Source organism: Bordetella sputigena (assembly GCF_965137885.1).
In the GTDB taxonomy this organism is placed as follows: domain Bacteria; phylum Pseudomonadota; class Gammaproteobacteria; order Burkholderiales; family Burkholderiaceae_B; genus Bordetella_C; species Bordetella_C sputigena.
The window spans coordinates 137,607-152,114 of sequence record NZ_CBCSCA010000012.1; the positions used below are offsets into that span (position 1 = coordinate 137,607).

The 14,508-nt window shown below is 64.4% G+C and carries 18 protein-coding genes; 8 read left to right on the forward strand and 10 right to left on the reverse strand.

Features of this window, described 5'->3' with window-relative positions; all coding sequences use genetic code 11:
• Positions 1–95 precede the first annotated feature (95 nt).
• Entirely contained in the window at positions 96–353 is a 258-nt protein-coding gene (locus ACNA0R_RS21440; protein ID WP_415828093.1) for a hypothetical protein, read from the forward strand.
• Positions 354–448: 95 nt separating this feature from the next.
• On the forward strand, positions 449–694 hold the full coding sequence (locus tag ACNA0R_RS21445; RefSeq protein ID WP_415828094.1) for a hypothetical protein: 246 nt from the start codon (positions 449–451) through the stop codon (positions 692–694).
• A 76-nt stretch (positions 695–770) separates the two neighbouring features.
• On the opposite strand, the gene ACNA0R_RS21450 is transcribed toward ACNA0R_RS21445, so the two are convergent.
• From ACNA0R_RS21450 to ACNA0R_RS21460, 3 genes are all read right to left on the reverse strand, one after another.
• Positions 771–1,193: a BPTD_2524 family lipoprotein gene (locus ACNA0R_RS21450; RefSeq protein WP_415828095.1), complete on the reverse strand. Its 423-nt coding sequence runs from the start codon at positions 1,191–1,193 to the stop codon at positions 771–773.
• Positions 1,194–1,233: 40 nt separating this feature from the next.
• Positions 1,234–1,446 (reverse strand): hypothetical protein, encoded by a 213-nt coding sequence (locus ACNA0R_RS21455; protein ID WP_415828096.1) that lies wholly within the window; start codon positions 1,444–1,446, stop codon positions 1,234–1,236.
• Positions 1,447–1,530: 84 nt separating this feature from the next.
• Positions 1,531–1,668, reverse strand: a complete 138-nt coding sequence (locus ACNA0R_RS21460) for an entericidin A/B family lipoprotein (protein ID WP_415828097.1) — start codon at positions 1,666–1,668, stop codon at positions 1,531–1,533.
• A 188-nt stretch (positions 1,669–1,856) separates the two neighbouring features.
• Between ACNA0R_RS21460 and ACNA0R_RS21465 the strand changes: the two genes are divergently transcribed.
• Both ACNA0R_RS21465 and ACNA0R_RS21470 read left to right on the forward strand, forming a co-directional pair.
• A complete protein-coding gene (locus tag ACNA0R_RS21465) occupies positions 1,857–2,045 on the forward strand; it encodes a hypothetical protein (RefSeq protein ID WP_415828098.1) in 189 nt (62 codons plus the stop codon).
• A gap of 108 nt (positions 2,046–2,153) precedes the next feature.
• Complete coding sequence (locus tag ACNA0R_RS21470; protein ID WP_415828099.1) at positions 2,154–3,779, forward strand: NAD(P)/FAD-dependent oxidoreductase; 1,626 nt, start codon at positions 2,154–2,156, stop codon at positions 3,777–3,779.
• Between the two features lie 6 nt (positions 3,780–3,785).
• Here ACNA0R_RS21470 and ACNA0R_RS21475 read toward each other — a convergent pair whose 3' ends face one another.
• Positions 3,786–4,136 carry a hypothetical protein gene (locus ACNA0R_RS21475; protein WP_415828100.1) on the reverse strand — a complete coding sequence of 117 codons (351 nt, stop codon included), beginning with the start codon at positions 4,134–4,136 and terminating at the stop codon, positions 3,786–3,788.
• Positions 4,137–4,313: 177 nt separating this feature from the next.
• Between ACNA0R_RS21475 and ACNA0R_RS21480 the strand changes: the two genes are divergently transcribed.
• Complete coding sequence (locus ACNA0R_RS21480) at positions 4,314–5,747, forward strand: aminotransferase-like domain-containing protein (RefSeq protein ID WP_415828101.1); 1,434 nt, start codon at positions 4,314–4,316, stop codon at positions 5,745–5,747.
• A 22-nt stretch (positions 5,748–5,769) separates the two neighbouring features.
• Here ACNA0R_RS21480 and ACNA0R_RS21485 read toward each other — a convergent pair whose 3' ends face one another.
• Entirely contained in the window at positions 5,770–6,045 is a 276-nt protein-coding gene (locus tag ACNA0R_RS21485; protein ID WP_415828102.1) for a DUF1488 family protein, read from the reverse strand.
• A 235-nt stretch (positions 6,046–6,280) separates the two neighbouring features.
• On the opposite strand from ACNA0R_RS21485, the gene ACNA0R_RS21490 reads away from it, so the two are divergent.
• Positions 6,281–6,439, forward strand: a complete 159-nt coding sequence (locus tag ACNA0R_RS21490; protein ID WP_086064239.1) for a DUF3309 family protein — start codon at positions 6,281–6,283, stop codon at positions 6,437–6,439.
• A gap of 144 nt (positions 6,440–6,583) precedes the next feature.
• On the opposite strand, the gene ACNA0R_RS21495 is transcribed toward ACNA0R_RS21490, so the two are convergent.
• Entirely contained in the window at positions 6,584–7,027 is a 444-nt protein-coding gene (locus ACNA0R_RS21495) for a MarR family winged helix-turn-helix transcriptional regulator (RefSeq protein ID WP_415828103.1), read from the reverse strand.
• 2 nt (positions 7,028–7,029) lie between these two features.
• Entirely contained in the window at positions 7,030–8,631 is a 1,602-nt protein-coding gene (locus tag ACNA0R_RS21500; protein ID WP_415828104.1) for an MDR family MFS transporter, read from the reverse strand.
• Positions 8,632–8,783: 152 nt separating this feature from the next.
• Here ACNA0R_RS21500 and ACNA0R_RS21505 point away from each other — a divergent pair, with 152 nt between their 5' ends.
• A complete protein-coding gene (locus ACNA0R_RS21505) occupies positions 8,784–9,215 on the forward strand; it encodes an Lrp/AsnC family transcriptional regulator (protein WP_415828105.1) in 432 nt (143 codons plus the stop codon).
• Positions 9,216–9,218: 3 nt separating this feature from the next.
• Here the strand turns inward: ACNA0R_RS21505 and ACNA0R_RS21510 are convergent, their stop codons facing one another.
• Both ACNA0R_RS21510 and ACNA0R_RS21515 read right to left on the reverse strand, forming a co-directional pair.
• The gene (locus tag ACNA0R_RS21510) at positions 9,219–10,268 is read right to left on the reverse strand and encodes an ornithine cyclodeaminase (protein ID WP_415828106.1); all 1,050 of its coding nucleotides are present in this window, start codon (positions 10,266–10,268) and stop codon (positions 9,219–9,221) included.
• A 146-nt stretch (positions 10,269–10,414) separates the two neighbouring features.
• The gene (locus tag ACNA0R_RS21515; protein WP_415828107.1) at positions 10,415–11,668 is read right to left on the reverse strand and encodes a D-alanyl-D-alanine carboxypeptidase family protein; all 1,254 of its coding nucleotides are present in this window, start codon (positions 11,666–11,668) and stop codon (positions 10,415–10,417) included.
• A gap of 294 nt (positions 11,669–11,962) precedes the next feature.
• Here ACNA0R_RS21515 and ACNA0R_RS21520 point away from each other — a divergent pair, with 294 nt between their 5' ends.
• Positions 11,963–12,175, forward strand: a complete 213-nt coding sequence (locus ACNA0R_RS21520) for a hypothetical protein (protein WP_415828108.1) — start codon at positions 11,963–11,965, stop codon at positions 12,173–12,175.
• Positions 12,176–12,261: 86 nt separating this feature from the next.
• On the opposite strand, the gene ACNA0R_RS21525 is transcribed toward ACNA0R_RS21520, so the two are convergent.
• Complete coding sequence (locus ACNA0R_RS21525; RefSeq protein ID WP_415828109.1) at positions 12,262–14,388, reverse strand: OPT family oligopeptide transporter; 2,127 nt, start codon at positions 14,386–14,388, stop codon at positions 12,262–12,264.
• Between the last annotated feature and the right edge of the window lie 120 nt (positions 14,389–14,508).

The following is a 14,508-nucleotide window of genomic DNA, read 5'->3' on the forward strand; positions in this document are numbered from 1 at the left end:
CCATGGCTAGAACGGCGGCAGACGCAAGCATAGCGGGGATTGCCCGCGACGGGAACGCGCCTTGCAGCCGATGACCCGCATCACAGGAGCCCATCATGAGCAAGCCAACACCACGCGATAACGCCGCGGGCAAGACATCCCGGCGGGCGGAAGCCGGCGAACAAGGCAGAGTATTCCCACCGGACTCCCCAGTCGACGTCCCCAACCTGCCACAAGCGCCGACGGCGGGGACGCCCGACGAAGCCCGCAATGCCGGTCAGCCGGAAGAGGAAACCCGTGGCGACGGCAGCTGGGCGGACAACACCAAGCCGGCCCCGTACAAAAAGCACGTACGCGACTCGAATATTTTCTGAACCCGCGGCGGCCATGCTTGCCTGGCAAGAAGATCGGCCGCCGCCAGGCGCCCCGCCGAGACACCGGCGAGGCGCCCATCTACGCAGGAGCATCCATGCCCGAAATCACTGAAAACCGTCCGGATCCCCACACTTCCATGCGCGACGCCGATGAAGACACGCGCCGCGGCACTCGCATCCTGCCGGAGCCCGACAAATCGCCCACGGTAGCCGGCATGCCGCGCGACGGCCGAGCCTTGTCCGACCCGGGCGACCCCGGCATTCCCCGTCCGGAAGACGACGTTTACGCCAATGATCCTGCGGACCTGTCGGACACCAAGCCCAAGGACACGCAGCGATAAGCGGCATCCGGCCTACCGGATAGGAGGGGTATGGATCTCATCCCCCGGCCATTCTGGCGAATGGAAGCAGGTCTATTCAGCCGGCTGCCCGGCACACCGGGGTGGCGGTCTGAATGGACCGCTGGGCCGCTTCGAGCTCCCGCGCGTCCCAGCCATCCCGCCCTACGACGGTGACCGTCACGGTGGAGTCCGTCTTGCCTTTGGGCTTGAACTCCATCACCTCCAGATGCACGGCAGGCTCGGGCACCTTGAACACCACGATACGGCCGACGGCGAACTTCTCGTCCAGTGTGCCGACGTCGCGATATTCCACGCCGTAGGGGTGTTCCGGCGCGGTATGGCACGTACGCGCGAACTCGCCGCCACGGCGGTAGGCCGCGTCATACGGCGTCGCGACGTCGAAAGTCACACTGGGAAAGTTGCCGCCGGGTTCGATACCCGAGGCGCAGCCGCCCAGCAATACCAGCGCGGCAAACAATAACGGACGGCATCCGGGCATCACCCTGCTCCACGTTGCTAGATCAACCGTGGATTATGCATCAGGGGCGCAGCGGCTCCCGGTACGAGCCCAGCGCGGCCGCGCCCGGCCGCGTGACCGTCGACTTGCCGTCACGGTCTTCGATGTAGTTCAAGGCCTCCAATTGTCCCCGCACGGGTTGGGGTACCTCGAATCCCACAAGCGACGCGCGAGACCGCAATTCCTTCAGCCAGCGGAATTGGTCCGGCGTGAGCGAGGGCAGGGTTCTAAACATTGTTATCGCCTCCAGCGGATTTCAACCAACCTCAAGCCAAGCCGGCGGCTCCGCCCTAGGCGGGACCGCCAGCGCCCCGAAACGTCACTTATTTCGATCGGCCGCGCCCTGGATCTTTTCGCCGCCGCGCTCGATATCCTTACCGGCGCCGGAAACGGTATTGCAGCCGGCCGACAGGGCGGCAATGGCGAGCAGAACGGCGAGAATGGCTTTGCTTTTCATCGGTCTTTCCTTTTAGAGTCGAATGGATGGAAGTTGCCGGGTCCTGGACGGTTTTACCCGCCGTCCAGTCGCGCCGCATTCAGCAAGCGTCGTGCCCAGCAATTCCGGACTGCTTCCGCTGGACGCCGGCCTACGGAACAGGTACGACGCTTGCCTCTGCATGGCCTCTTCCACACTGGGGGATCGTCATGTCCATCGCACCCAACACTCTGAATCCCCGTACGCCCAGCTCGGCGAATATCGCCGAAGAGCTCATCGAGCTGGCGGACGACGCACCGCACAGGGAACCCGCCCCCGGCGAACCGCCCATCCCGGGCGACCCGCCGACCCCGGGCGATCCGCCGGATTCCCCTCCGTCTCCCCAAGGGGGCGGATAGCGACGGGGATAAGGTCGGACCGGGCCCCGGCTGCTTGCTACACTGCAGCCTGCGGGCCCGCCGGGCATCCGCGCCTATGCGCCATAAGCGGCGCCGGATTCCCAGATCATGCTACGTATTTCCGAAGTCAAGCTTCCGCTGGACCATCCCGAGCCAGCGCTTTCGCAAGCCGTCGCCGAGCGCCTCGGGATCCCGCCCACCGAACTGCTGTCCCTGCATGTTCATCGCCGCGGCTACGACGCGCGTAAGCGGGATCACATTCAACTGGTCTATACCGTCGATGTACAGCTGCGCGACGAAGCGGCCGTGCGCGCGAACTGTGCGGGCGATCCGCATGTCGGCGACACGCCTGATATGCAGTACAGATTCGTCGCGAACGCCAGTATGGCGCCACATGCTCCACGCCCTGTGGTGGTTGGCATGGGGCCCTGTGGTCTGTTTGCAGGACTGATTCTCGCCCAGATGGGTTTTCGGCCCATAATTTTGGAGCGCGGCAAAACTGTACGGGAAAGAACGAAGGACACATTCGGCCTTTGGCGCAAGCGCGTGCTGAATCCCGAATCCAACGTCCAGTTCGGCGAGGGCGGCGCGGGAACGTTCTCGGACGGCAAGCTCTATAGCCAGATCAAGGATCCCCGCCACCTGGGCCGCAAGGTGCTGGAAGAGTTCGTCCTGGCCGGCGCTCCGGAAGAAATTCTGTACGTCAGCAAACCCCACATCGGCACCTTCCGCCTGGTCAGCATGGTGGAGAAAATGCGCGCTTCCATAGAGGCGTTGGGCGGAGAAGTCCGCTTTCAAAGCCGGGTGGAGGACCTGGACCTGGATGGCGGCCGCGTACGCGGCCTGAAGCTGGCGGGCGGCGAATATCTGCCCTGCACCCATCTGGTGCTGGCGGTCGGCCACAGCGCGCGCGATACCTTCCAGATGCTGCACGACCGCGGCGTCTACCTGGAAGCCAAACCGTTTTCGATCGGCTTTCGCATCGAACATCCGCAAAGCCTGATCGACCGCGCCCGCTTCGGCAAGCATGTCCGCCATCCCGTGCTGGGCGCCGCCGACTACAAGCTCGTTCATCACTGCGGCAACGGCAGGTCGGTGTACAGCTTCTGCATGTGCCCCGGGGGTACCGTGGTCGCGGCCACGTCCGAACCGAACCGCGTGGTCACCAATGGCATGAGCCAATACTCGCGCGCCGAGCGCAATGCCAACGCGGGAATTGTGGTGGGCATCACGCCGGACGATTACCCCGGCGGTCCGCTGGCGGGCATCGATTTCCAGCGATATTGGGAATCGCGCGCCTTTGAATTGGGCGGCGGCGGCTATCTGGCGCCCGGCCAGCGCGTGGAAGACTTCCTGGCGCGGCGGCCCTCCACCACGCTGGGCGCGGTGCAGCCCTCTTATACGCCTGGCGTAACGCCCACGGATCTGTCGACCGCGCTGCCTGACTATGCCATCGAGGCCATACGGGAAGCCCTGCCGGCGTTCGACCGCAAGATCAAGGGTTATGCGATGGGCGACGCGGTATTGACCGGCGTCGAAACCCGCACTTCCTCTCCCCTGCGCATCAAGCGCCGGGACGACGACTGCCAAAGCATCAACACGGTGGGGCTATACCCCGCTGGAGAAGGCGCCGGCTATGCGGGCGGCATCTATTCCGCGGCCATCGACGGCATTGAAGTCGCTGAAGCCGTCGCCCGGGACATTGTCGCGCGCCACGGAACGCAAGCCGCCTGACGCCCGCTATACGCCATGTATATGGCGGCTGACGGCGGAAGCCGTGTGCTGCAGACTTTTCAGCATGCGCGCGCACCAGGCGCGCCAATTGGCGAAGTAAGGCTGCGGCGGCACGATACGCAGATGCGAAATCTGCGTGGCGCGCACCAGCACCTGTCCGCCATAGGCCAGTACGTGCGTCTCGCCGCTGCGCACCGGGATGCACAGGCTGAAGCCGGCATCACCAAGGCCATCCACGCGTTCGACGACGGTAACGTGCCCTTTGACGCCCAGGATAAGCGCACGCGGTGGCATATAAACCACGCGTGTTTCACCGCATGAAAGCGAAATATCCCAGGCCGAGCGGTCCCTTTTCACGGTCACCTCCAAGGTTGTTGCGAGACGTTGTGCAGCTTATGCGCCCGCAACGCGGCGTCCCAGGCACAGCGTCCGGATTTGTGCACAGGAGCAATTGATACTTAGGATTTCTGTTACCGTCGGATTCCTCATTAACTGTGCCTATTCCGTCTCTGCTGGCATACGCATGATTGCGCAATGGAACAGCCTCTGTATCAGCGTTTGGCCGAACATTACCGGCAAGCAATTTATTCTGGAGTCCTCGCCCCAGCTTCGCGCATGCCGTCGGTGCGCACCCTGGTCCGGCTCCATCAAGTCAGCATAAGCACCGCGCTGCAAGCATGTCGTAGCCTGGAAGACGACGGCTTGATCGAAGCGCGGCCGCGCTCCGGCTACTTTGTCCTGAAGACGCAGCGCGCCAAGCTATTGCCCGTGGACGAGCCGGACACGCGCCAGGTCCTGGACGCGGCGTCCTATGTGGGTATCCACGACCGCGTATCCGACTTCATCGCCAAAAGCGCGATGCATCCGCCGCGCGTTGACCTGGCCAATTCCGTCGCGCCACCCGACGCCTATCCGGTCGATGCCTTGAAGCAGGCCATGTTGCGGGCCGTGCGCCGCTATCCCGAAACACTGGCGCGGCCGGCACCGCATCAAGGCCATCCGCAGTTGCGGGCAACGCTGGCAAGACGCGCGCTGGACGCGGGCATCAGCGCCAGCCCTGACGACATCATCGTTACCCATGGGTGCATAGAAGCGCTGAACATCGCGCTGCGCGCGGTCGCCGGCCCGGGCGATACGATTGCCGTTGAATCGCCCGCCTACTTCGGCCTGTTGCAGGTCATCGGCAGCCTGGGCATGCGCGCGCTGGAAATTCCCACCAGCCCGCAGCGCGGGCTGTCCATCGAAGCCCTGGACCTGGCGTTCCAGACGCACGCGGATATCAAGGCGGTGGTGGTGGTGCCGAACCTGCACAATCCGCTGGGCAGCATCATGCCCGATGAAGACAAGGCACGGCTGGTGGCGCTTTGCGAGCGGCAGGCCATCCCTCTGATAGAGGACGATACCTATGGCGCGCTGGCCGACGGCGATGAGCCGCTGCGCGCGGCCAAGGCATGGGATCGCGACGGCAATGTCATCTACTGCGCCTCCATGCAAAAGACGCTGGCGCCCGGGTCGCGCCTGGGATGGATGATAGGCGGGCGCTGGAAGGCCCGGCTGGCCATGCTGAAGTTCGTGCAAAGCCGTCCGAACGGCGCGACGCCCCAGATCGCGATTGCGGAGGTCCTGCAATCCAAAGGCTATGATCGCCACCTGATGCGCCTGCGGCGGCGCCTGAAGATGCAGCGCGAGGGCATGGCTCGCGCCATTGCGGAACACTTCCCGCGCGGAACGCGCCTGAGCGTGCCCAGCGGCGGCATGCTGCTATGGGTGGAGATGCCTGACGGACGGTCGTCCAAGGATGTTTTCGAACTGGCGCTGGAAGACGGCATACGCGTCGCGCCCGGCCGCATGTTTTCCAATTCGGATCGCTACGAGCACTTCCTGCGTATCAGCTGCGCGCATCCGATGAGTAGCGACCTGCAGGCGGCGATCAAGGCGCTGGGACGTATTGTGGGCGGCAGGCACTGAGCCTCGCCGCTCACCGCAGACACTACCATCCGTGCCGGCCTTCACCGGCGAAATCCGCCTGGCCCAGCATCACCGGCACGGGATGGCTTTCGAGGAATTTGCGCTGCGCCAGCGCATGCAGCATGCGGCTGTTGCCGCGATACGCCGTCAGCAGGTCTTCTTCCTCCATGCGGGCGCCGAAGCGGTCCCGCAGGACTTCCCAGGACACGCCTGCCTTGATCGTCCTGGCGCCGGCCGAGGTCTCGAACCAGATCACATGCGCGGCGCGATCGTTAATAGCATTGTTATCGTAGGTCATGTCCGATCTCCGTGCGATGGTCGACTTATCGTATCGAAGCGGCATATGTCAGTGTGTAACGCTTAAGGCGTAACGACGTATTTGGGCAACATCCTTCCTAAGGACGATTTGCTTTTTTGGCGGGATGGTGCTGCACGATTAAGTCGGGTCCGATTTTTGCTCATCGTCAGGTGTGATGCGAAACGCGCATCGCCTATCGGTTGCACGGCTCTTCAACCGGCATAAGGAGAATGACATGACTCTCGGAACCATCTTGTTGATTATTCTGATTCTGCTCTTGGTCGGCGCGCTGCCCACATGGCCGCACAGCCGCAGCTGGGGCTACTACCCCAGCGGCGGTCTGGGGCTGGTATTGGTCATCGTCATTGTGCTGTTGCTGGTGGGCGCCATATAGCGTCCCGTCCGCACGGGGAATGAACGCCGGCTCCCCACGCGGGAGCCGGCGTTTTTTTGGAGTATTCATTGCGAACCGCGCAACCGCGGTGCACTGCGTACCACCGTGCGGCGTTGCGCCGCGCCAGCCGACGATGGCCGGCGGTCAGCCAGCCAGGCGTTGCTGGGCGGCCTTGAAGTTGTCTTCCAGCGTTGCCAGGACTTCGTGGCAGATCCGGATCTGCTCGGCGGACAATCCCTGCATGGCATGGTCGAAAAACGCCGCGCGGCGCGGCAGCGCCTCGGCAACGACACGCTCGCCCTGCGAAGTCAGCACGGCATTGATGACGCGATTGTCATGTTCATCGATGGCGCGGCTGATCCAGCCCATGCCTTCCATCGCCTGCAGCTGCCGCGTCAACGATGCGGGATCCAGGCGGCAGCGCTCGGCCAAGATCTTCTGCGACAGCGCGCCCGCCTCGTGCAAGGCAAGCAGAATGCGCCAGCGCGGCAAGGCATGGCCGACGTTGGCTTCGAAAGCCGCCATCATGGCGCGATAGGCCTGGCCCAGCATCTGCACCGTATGCAGACCTTGTTGCTCCTTCGGCATGATCACTCCGCGGGGGCGCTGGCGACTTTGCTGCGGCGGGTAAGACGCACGGGCGGGACCCGGCGCACGAACCACAGCGACAAAATGCCGATCGCCAGCACGATGATCTGCCCATCGTGAATGGCACCGACCAGCGACACGCGCGCCGCTTCCAGGTAAGTGGCGCCGTCATGGCCCAAGGCCGCCACCCGCTGCAGGAACTCCGTCTGCGCGGCGGGATTCACCAGTATCTGCGGATCGTCCAGCGTATCGAGCCACCGCATCGCCTGGCTGCTGTCCAGCGACGCGCGCACGCCGCTGACATAGCTGTGGTTGACCATGGTCCCCACGACGGCGGTACCGACCATGCCGCCCACCATGCGCAGCGACTGCAGCAAGGCGGTGGCGATGCCCAGGTGCGCGCGGCCTGCCGTTTCCTGCGCGAAAACGGTCAGATTGGGCATGATGAAACCCAGGCCGAGCCCGGCGGCCAGCATATAGGTAGCGATCAGCCAGCTTGGCGTGTAGTTATGGGTGGAAATGATCCCCGCCGTCGCCAGGCACATCAAAAGGAAGCCGACGTAAAGCATGTTGTTCGGGTTCTTGATGCGGGTCACGATGCGGCCGTTGGCAATACTGCCGATGGTGATGCACACCACCATGGGGGTGATCAACAAGCCGGCATCCTTGGGCGACAAGCCGAAGCCGCCCTGCAGCAGCAAAGGCGCATAGAAAAGCAAAGAGAACATTGACACGCCGACCAGCAAGGCCAGCATGAACAAGGGCGCCAGGCTGGCGTTGCGGAACATGTCGAAAGGCAGCAGCGGCTGCTCGCACCGCCGCTCCCACCAGTACAGGAGCCCGAAGGCCACCACGCTGGCCGCGGCCAGCGACAGCGTCAGGCTGTCGAAGCCTTTGGCGGGCAGCAGTTCCACCACCAGTTGCAGCCCGCCCAGCGCCAGCGCGATCAGCAAGGCGCCCGGCCAGTCCAAACGGATTTTCTTGCTGGGATCGCTGTGACGCAGATGCGGCAGGTGACGGGAAACGAACCACAAACCCAGCAGGCCGACCGGGATGTTGACGTAGAACACCGAACGCCAGCCGTAGTACTCCGTAAGGAAACCGCCGAGCGAGGGTCCGATGGCATTGGCGATGCCGAAGGCGGAACTGAACATGACCTGCCAGCGCAGGCGCACATAGGAATCCGGGAACAGGTCCGGTATGCAAGCGAACGCGGTACCGACCAGCATGCCGCCGCCTATGCCCTGCAGCGCGCGGGCAATGACCAGGAATAGCATGCTGTCCGCCGCGCCGCACAGGGCCGAGGCCGCGGTGAAGACCACGATGGCCAATACCACGAAGGGCTTGCGGCCATAGTAATCACCCAGGCGCCCGAAGATGGGCACGGTGATGACCGAGGTGAGCAGATAAGAGGTCGCCACCCAGGCATACAGGTCGAAGCCTTTCAATTCGGCGACGACGGTGGGCAGCGCGGTGCCGACCACCGTCTGATCGATGGCCACCATCATGACCACGAAGCACATGCCCAGCATCGCCATCAGCGACTGGCGGAACGGCAGTACCTGGCCGGCGGAGTGCGGCGTGGCGGGAGCGCGGGGAGCCATTTTATGGATGCATCAATAATTGATCTATCAAAGATTCTAGCGCAAGGCTGCCCAAACGTCGAATACCCGGGATGCCGGCGTTTGCCCGGTGCTACAGTAGCGCAGCGCCCTATGGCGCCCACCCGGCACTCCCAGGCAACACCGCAGCTCCCATGCAAGAAGCCCTAGACGATCTGGATCGCCGTCTTATCGCCCTGTTGCGCGACAACGGCCGCCTGAGCACCGCGACGCTGGCGAAGAAATTGTCGGTGTCGCGCGGCACCGTCCATAACCGCATAGACCGCCTGTTGCGCGCGGGTACGATCCTTGGATTCACGATACGCCTGCGCAGCGAAACCGAGGATGAAGGCGTACGAGCGATGACCTTGATCGAGGTGCGAGGCAACGAAACCGATGCGGTGCTGTCTGCGCTACGTCGTTTGCCGGAGATCGTGCAGGTTCATTCGACCAGCGGGCGCTGGGATTTGGTGGCGGAGATCCGGGTCCAGGATCTGGCGACATTCGACCGCGTGCTGCGCGACCTGCGCCGCATCAAGGGAATCGCGAATTCGGAAACCAATCTGCTGTTGGCCGTGTACAAATAGCAGCTACGCCGCAACGCGCAACACGCTTCCGTCCCCCGCCAGGGCAAACCCATATAAATCCTTGGGATCGTCGCCGGCCGCGATCAAGGGCAGTTCCATGCCGATGCCGTGCTTTTCCGCCAGATCGGCGATCAGGCACAGCGCCGAATAATCTTCCAGCGCAAACCCCACCGAATCGAACACCGTGACTTGCAGCGGCGACTCGCGCCCTGGCCGCCGCCCGCTCAGCACCTGCCACAACTCCACCACGGGAAACTCCGGTGGCAATTGCTGGATGTCACCTTCAATGCGCGACTGCGGCTCGTATTCGACGATGACGCGCGCCTGGCGCAAGATGTCCGGATGGATTTCGGTCTTCCCCGGACAGTCCCCGCCTACCGCATTGATATGCATGCCAGGCTCCATCATGTCCGGTGTCAGGATGGTGGCGTAGGCTTTGTCCGCCGTCACCGTGGTGACGATATCGGCGCCGCGCACCGCCGCGGCGGTATCGGCGGCCACGACGACGCGCAGCGCGGGCGCGGCCGCCGCCAGATTGCGCCGCAACTTGATCGTGGCCTGCTCGTCGATATCGAATAAGCGGATTTCATCGATACCCAGCATGTCATGGAAGGCGGTGGCCTGGAATTCGCTCTGGGCGCCATTGCCGATCAAGGCCATGGTGCGCGAACCGGGCCGCGCCAGGGCCGCGGCGACGACGACCGACGTGGCCGCGGTGCGCATCGCGGTCGTCAGGGTCAGCTCGGACAGCAGGCGCGGATAGCCCGTGGCGACGTCGGCCAGCACGCCAAAGGCCATGACGGTCGGCAAGCCCAAGGTCGTGTTGCCCGGATGGCCGTTGACATACTTGAAGGCGTAGCGCGCCGCGTCGGACACCGGCATCAACTCAATGACGCCGACCGCGGAGTGGGAGGCCAGCCGCGCGGACTTTTCGAATTCGGGCCAGCGTTGATAATCGGCGCGTATCCGCTGCGCGAGCTGGCGCATGAAAGAGGCGAGGCCCACCTGTCGGACCAACGCCGCCATTGCCGGTACATCGATCAATCTCGTCATGATTCGCTCTGTTGTCTGGACAGAAGAGAATCATGATCGGGACGTGGACTAACGAAAAGTCAGCAAGATGCCTACAAGTGTGCAAGAAGCTGACGTTCTGTCAGTTCTTTTTGACATAACGTCAAGCTCCCGCGAAGTCTATGCGATCACGCCGGCGGCTTTTCGTTCATCAGGCCGTAGACCCACAGCCGCATGCCGTCCCAGCCGCGCGACAACATCCCGCCCTGCTCCACGGGCTGCAAGGCGACGATAGGATAGCTCTGGATCGTGCGGCCATCGATCTGCAGATCCGCTGTCCCCACCTGGCTGTCCAATGCCAATGGGGCGATCAAGGGGCTCTGGCGATTGATGACTTTCTGCAGCTTGGGCACCCATGCGCGCGGGACGGTGGCATAAATGTCACGATCGAAACCGACCTGCACCTGCGCCTGCTGGCCCTTCCACACGGTGGAGTTGCCCAAGGACTGGCCCTTGGCGTAGAGCTTCACGGTTTCGTAGTTCTGGAAGCCCCAGTTCAACAGCATGCCGGTGGCGGCGGTTCGCACCTTGTCCGACGGGGTGCCCATTACCACCGCGATAAGGCGACGCGGGCCCGCCGCGCCGGGACGCAACGCGGAAGCCACCATGCAATATCCCGCCGCCTCGGTATGGCCCGTTTTGCCGCCGTCGACCGAAGGGTCGCTCCACAACAGCCGGTTGCGGTTGGGCTGCGTGATGTTGTTGAAGCGGAATGACTTGACGTGGTCGTAGCGCACGTAAAGGTCGGGAAAGTCGCGAATCACGCGCGAGGTCAGCGTCGCCAGATCGCGCGCGGTGGAATAAGTCTGCGGGTCCGGCAGCCCGTGCGGGCTATTGAAATGCGTGGACTTCAGCCCGAGACGTTCGGCGGTCTCGTTCATGCGTTGCACAAAGGCCGCCTCGGAACCGGCGGCGGCTTCGGCGAGCGCGACCGCGGCGTCATTGCCGGATTGAATGAGCAAGCCTGACAGCAGATCGTCGATGCTGACGCGCATGCCCGGCTCCAGGAACATCTTGGAGCTGCCGGGCGCCACCTTCCATGCATTGGCCGATATCGTCACCTTCTGGTCTAGCTCCAGCGTCTTGTCACGCAGGGCCTGGAAGATCAGATAAGAAGTCATGATCTTCGTCAGCGAGGCCGGCTCGACCCGCTCGTCGGCATTATTGGACGCGATGACCTGACCACTGGTCGCATCCAGCAGCAGCCACGCTTTCGCGTCCGGCGTGGGCGCATCGGGCGCCGGCGGCGTAGCGGACGGAGCTTGCGCGGGCGCGGCAGCTTGTGTCGAGGACGGCGTAGTGGCGGGAGCGGCGGCCAGGACGGCATCCGTCGTGCATAGGGCCGCGGCGGACCACAAAACGACAAGTAGCTTCTTAGACATGCTTTACAAAAATTCCACGGATTGGGGGCGTAAGAACCGTGAGCCTTAGTCCAAACGCCGGGGATAAGGTTCAGTCGCGCGCACGCGGGCCGGCGTGGCATGCATCGTCCGACGTACGGCATGGGCCGGTCGTGCGGGTGCCGTAGTACGTCAATCTGATACCCGACAGGGATGAGGCTGCCTAGACTTGAGACTGACTAACGAATGACCCATTTGCCCGGGCCACGCTGCGCGGGCGCAATGTTAACCCCTGGACTTAGGGAGGATGCGATGGCGGGGATCTGGGAAATAGCGATGGTCGAGGACGGAGCCGTGTTCTGGCTGGAAACGGGGCATCGATACGTGGCCTGCCGTTGCACCACGGACGTACTGCGCCGGGTCGAGCGCAACACCGGCCTGAGCGGAGTCGCCGCGCTGCGCGCGGCCGAGGATGAACTCGTCGAAGAAGCCAGCCGCAGGCTCGCCGATCGCGAAGACCTGCCGCTGCGCCTGGCGTATCACGATTGATGTGTCAGGCCGTGCGCACGCATCATGACGCCGCGCGACGCAACGACGCGGATCGCCATGGCGCCCAGTCCCTTGCCAACGTGTACTCAGCGTCCGGCGACGACCGCCAGCACACGCCGGGCAAACAGCCAGGCAACCATCAGGAAAACGGCCAGGCCCAGCCATGAAGCGATGGTTGCGAATCCCGGACCCGCGATCGCCAGGGGTGCTTCCTTGCCGCTGGCGCCGATCACCGCGGCCATGACCACGCCGACCAGGCTCTCGCCCACGATCAGGCCGGAGGCGATCAAGGTACCGCGGCGATCAGCGGCATCGGCCACCGCGGCATCCGCCTGCCCCGCGGCGATACGGCGGCGCAACGCGCGGGACACCAGCCACGCCAGCACCGCGCCCAGCACCAGGGGCGCGCTTACGGTGGGCGGCAGATAGATGCCGATACCGACCGCCAGCACCGGCATGCGGGCGATCCTGCAGGTGCGCTTGAGGATCTGGTCGACCACGATCAAGGCGACGCCGACGGCCATGCCGATCAGGATCATGGCCCAATTCAATTGATGCTTGAAGATGCCGCGCACGATGGCGAGCATCAACGTGGCCTGTGGGGCCGACAGGACCTGCGAGGGGTCCATGCCGGGGCGTGGCAAGGCATCCGCGAAACCATAGGCGTTGTACAGCAGTTCCAGGATAGGCGAGATGACCACGGCGCCCGCCACGCAGCCTATCAACAGCGCGACCTGCTGGCGCCACGGCGTGGCGCCCACCAGCCAGCCGGTTTTCAGGTCCTGCAGATTGTCGTTCGAGATCGACGCCACGGCGATCACCGCGGACGTCGTGAAGATCGCCACCGCGATGGCGAGCTGCCGCCCCGAGTCGGTGGCCAGCAAACCATCGTGACTGGTAATCGCCAATATCAGCAACGATACAAGCACGATGGCGACGATGCCGACGCCGGAGATCGGACTGGTCGACGAACCCACCAGGCCAGCCATGTAACCGCAGGCCGCCGCCACCAGCAGGCCGAACACGAAGGCGAAGACCACCGCCGCCGCCACCAGCCGCCACGTCAAGGCCGCGGCCAGCGGGGCGCCGGACAGGAAGGCGTGGAAGGTCAATACCAGCACGACCACCATGACCAGGCTGATCACCGCGATCCAGAAGCCCGGCAGGTCGCGATCCGTACGCGGCACGCCGTGGCCGCCGCGCGCGGCCTGCGAGCCCATGGCGGAAAACGTGGTCTTCAGCCCGCGGGCCATGGGCGCGGCCAATGTGGCAAGCGTCCAGATGGCCCCGACGCCGATCACCCCGGCGCCGATGAAGCGTACCTGCGAAGACCAAAGGCCCGTGGCATAGCTCGCCACCGAGGTCCCCGCCGGCATGGGATGGAGCGCCGTCAGCACGGGTACGGATACGCCCCATGCGATTACCAGCCCGGTCAACATCGCCAGGCCGGCCACGATGCCGATCAGGTAGCCCGCTCCCAACAAGGCCAGGGAGAAACCCATGGGAATGCGGAAGATCGCAGCCCCGGCGGAAAACCAGATGCTGACGCCGTCGCCCAGCACCCGCAGCCCGCTGCTGGCGAAGCTGACCGCCGCCGCGACCACGCCGCCGGTGGCGATATCCGCCAGGCCGGTCCCTTGCGCGCCACGCGCCGCCCTGCCGCGGCTGGTGCCGCCGGCCGCCGGGTTGGAAGAAACCGTGCCGCCCGCGGCCGCGGCTCCGGGCGCCTGGCCGGCCGCGTCGCCGACGGCCGACGCCGCCCCCACGCGCAGGATCTCCGCCGCCGCGACGCCCTCCGGATAAGGCAGATCGCTCTGCACCACCATCACGCGGCGCAGGGGGATCGTGAACATTACGCCCAGCATGCCGCCGGCGGCGCATACGGCCAACGTCAGCCCGAAGGGAAAGCCTTGCCAGTGCCCCATCATCACCAGCGCGGGCAGGATGAAGATCACCGACGATAAAGTGCCGGCCGCCGACGCCTGGGTCTGGACCATATTGTTTTCCAGGATGTTGGCATCGCGGAACAGCCGCAATACCGACATGGAAATCACCGCCGCCGGAATGGCCGAGGAGAACGTCAGGCCCACTTTCAGACCCAGATAGACGTTCGACGCCGTGAACACCACCGTGATCAAGGCGCCGAGGATGACGCCGCGCAGGGTCAGTTCGGGTAACGACACCTGGTCGGGAACGCGGGAGTTATCTGTCATGTCTGTCAGGGGCTGTATAGGAAACGGGCGATTTTATCCGCGCGCCGGCAGCGAGCAGACCGCGCGCCCCCGGGCCGGGATGGCCCATATCATGATTATTTATCGCTGCACCGGCGCCCC

Coding starts and splice junctions, on each gene's coding strand:
- ACNA0R_RS21440 (WP_415828093.1), top strand. CDS start 96: ATGAGCAAGCCAACACCACGCGATAACGCCGCGGGCAAGACATCCCGG.
- ACNA0R_RS21445 (WP_415828094.1), top strand. CDS start 449: ATGCCCGAAATCACTGAAAACCGTCCGGATCCCCACACTTCCATGCGC.
- ACNA0R_RS21450 (WP_415828095.1), bottom strand. CDS start 1,193: ATGCCCGGATGCCGTCCGTTATTGTTTGCCGCGCTGGTATTGCTGGGC.
- ACNA0R_RS21455 (WP_415828096.1), bottom strand. CDS start 1,446: ATGTTTAGAACCCTGCCCTCGCTCACGCCGGACCAATTCCGCTGGCTG.
- ACNA0R_RS21460 (WP_415828097.1), bottom strand. CDS start 1,668: ATGAAAAGCAAAGCCATTCTCGCCGTTCTGCTCGCCATTGCCGCCCTG.
- ACNA0R_RS21465 (WP_415828098.1), top strand. CDS start 1,857: ATGTCCATCGCACCCAACACTCTGAATCCCCGTACGCCCAGCTCGGCG.
- ACNA0R_RS21470 (WP_415828099.1), top strand. CDS start 2,154: ATGCTACGTATTTCCGAAGTCAAGCTTCCGCTGGACCATCCCGAGCCA.
- ACNA0R_RS21480 (WP_415828101.1), top strand. CDS start 4,314: ATGGAACAGCCTCTGTATCAGCGTTTGGCCGAACATTACCGGCAAGCA.
- ACNA0R_RS21485 (WP_415828102.1), bottom strand. CDS start 6,045: ATGACCTACGATAACAATGCTATTAACGATCGCGCCGCGCATGTGATC.
- ACNA0R_RS21490 (WP_086064239.1), top strand. CDS start 6,281: ATGACTCTCGGAACCATCTTGTTGATTATTCTGATTCTGCTCTTGGTC.
- ACNA0R_RS21495 (WP_415828103.1), bottom strand. CDS start 7,027: ATGCCGAAGGAGCAACAAGGTCTGCATACGGTGCAGATGCTGGGCCAG.
- ACNA0R_RS21500 (WP_415828104.1), bottom strand. CDS start 8,631: ATGGCTCCCCGCGCTCCCGCCACGCCGCACTCCGCCGGCCAGGTACTG.
- ACNA0R_RS21505 (WP_415828105.1), top strand. CDS start 8,784: ATGCAAGAAGCCCTAGACGATCTGGATCGCCGTCTTATCGCCCTGTTG.
- ACNA0R_RS21510 (WP_415828106.1), bottom strand. CDS start 10,268: ATGACGAGATTGATCGATGTACCGGCAATGGCGGCGTTGGTCCGACAG.
- ACNA0R_RS21515 (WP_415828107.1), bottom strand. CDS start 11,668: ATGTCTAAGAAGCTACTTGTCGTTTTGTGGTCCGCCGCGGCCCTATGC.
- ACNA0R_RS21520 (WP_415828108.1), top strand. CDS start 11,963: ATGGTCGAGGACGGAGCCGTGTTCTGGCTGGAAACGGGGCATCGATAC.
- ACNA0R_RS21525 (WP_415828109.1), bottom strand. CDS start 14,388: ATGACAGATAACTCCCGCGTTCCCGACCAGGTGTCGTTACCCGAACTG.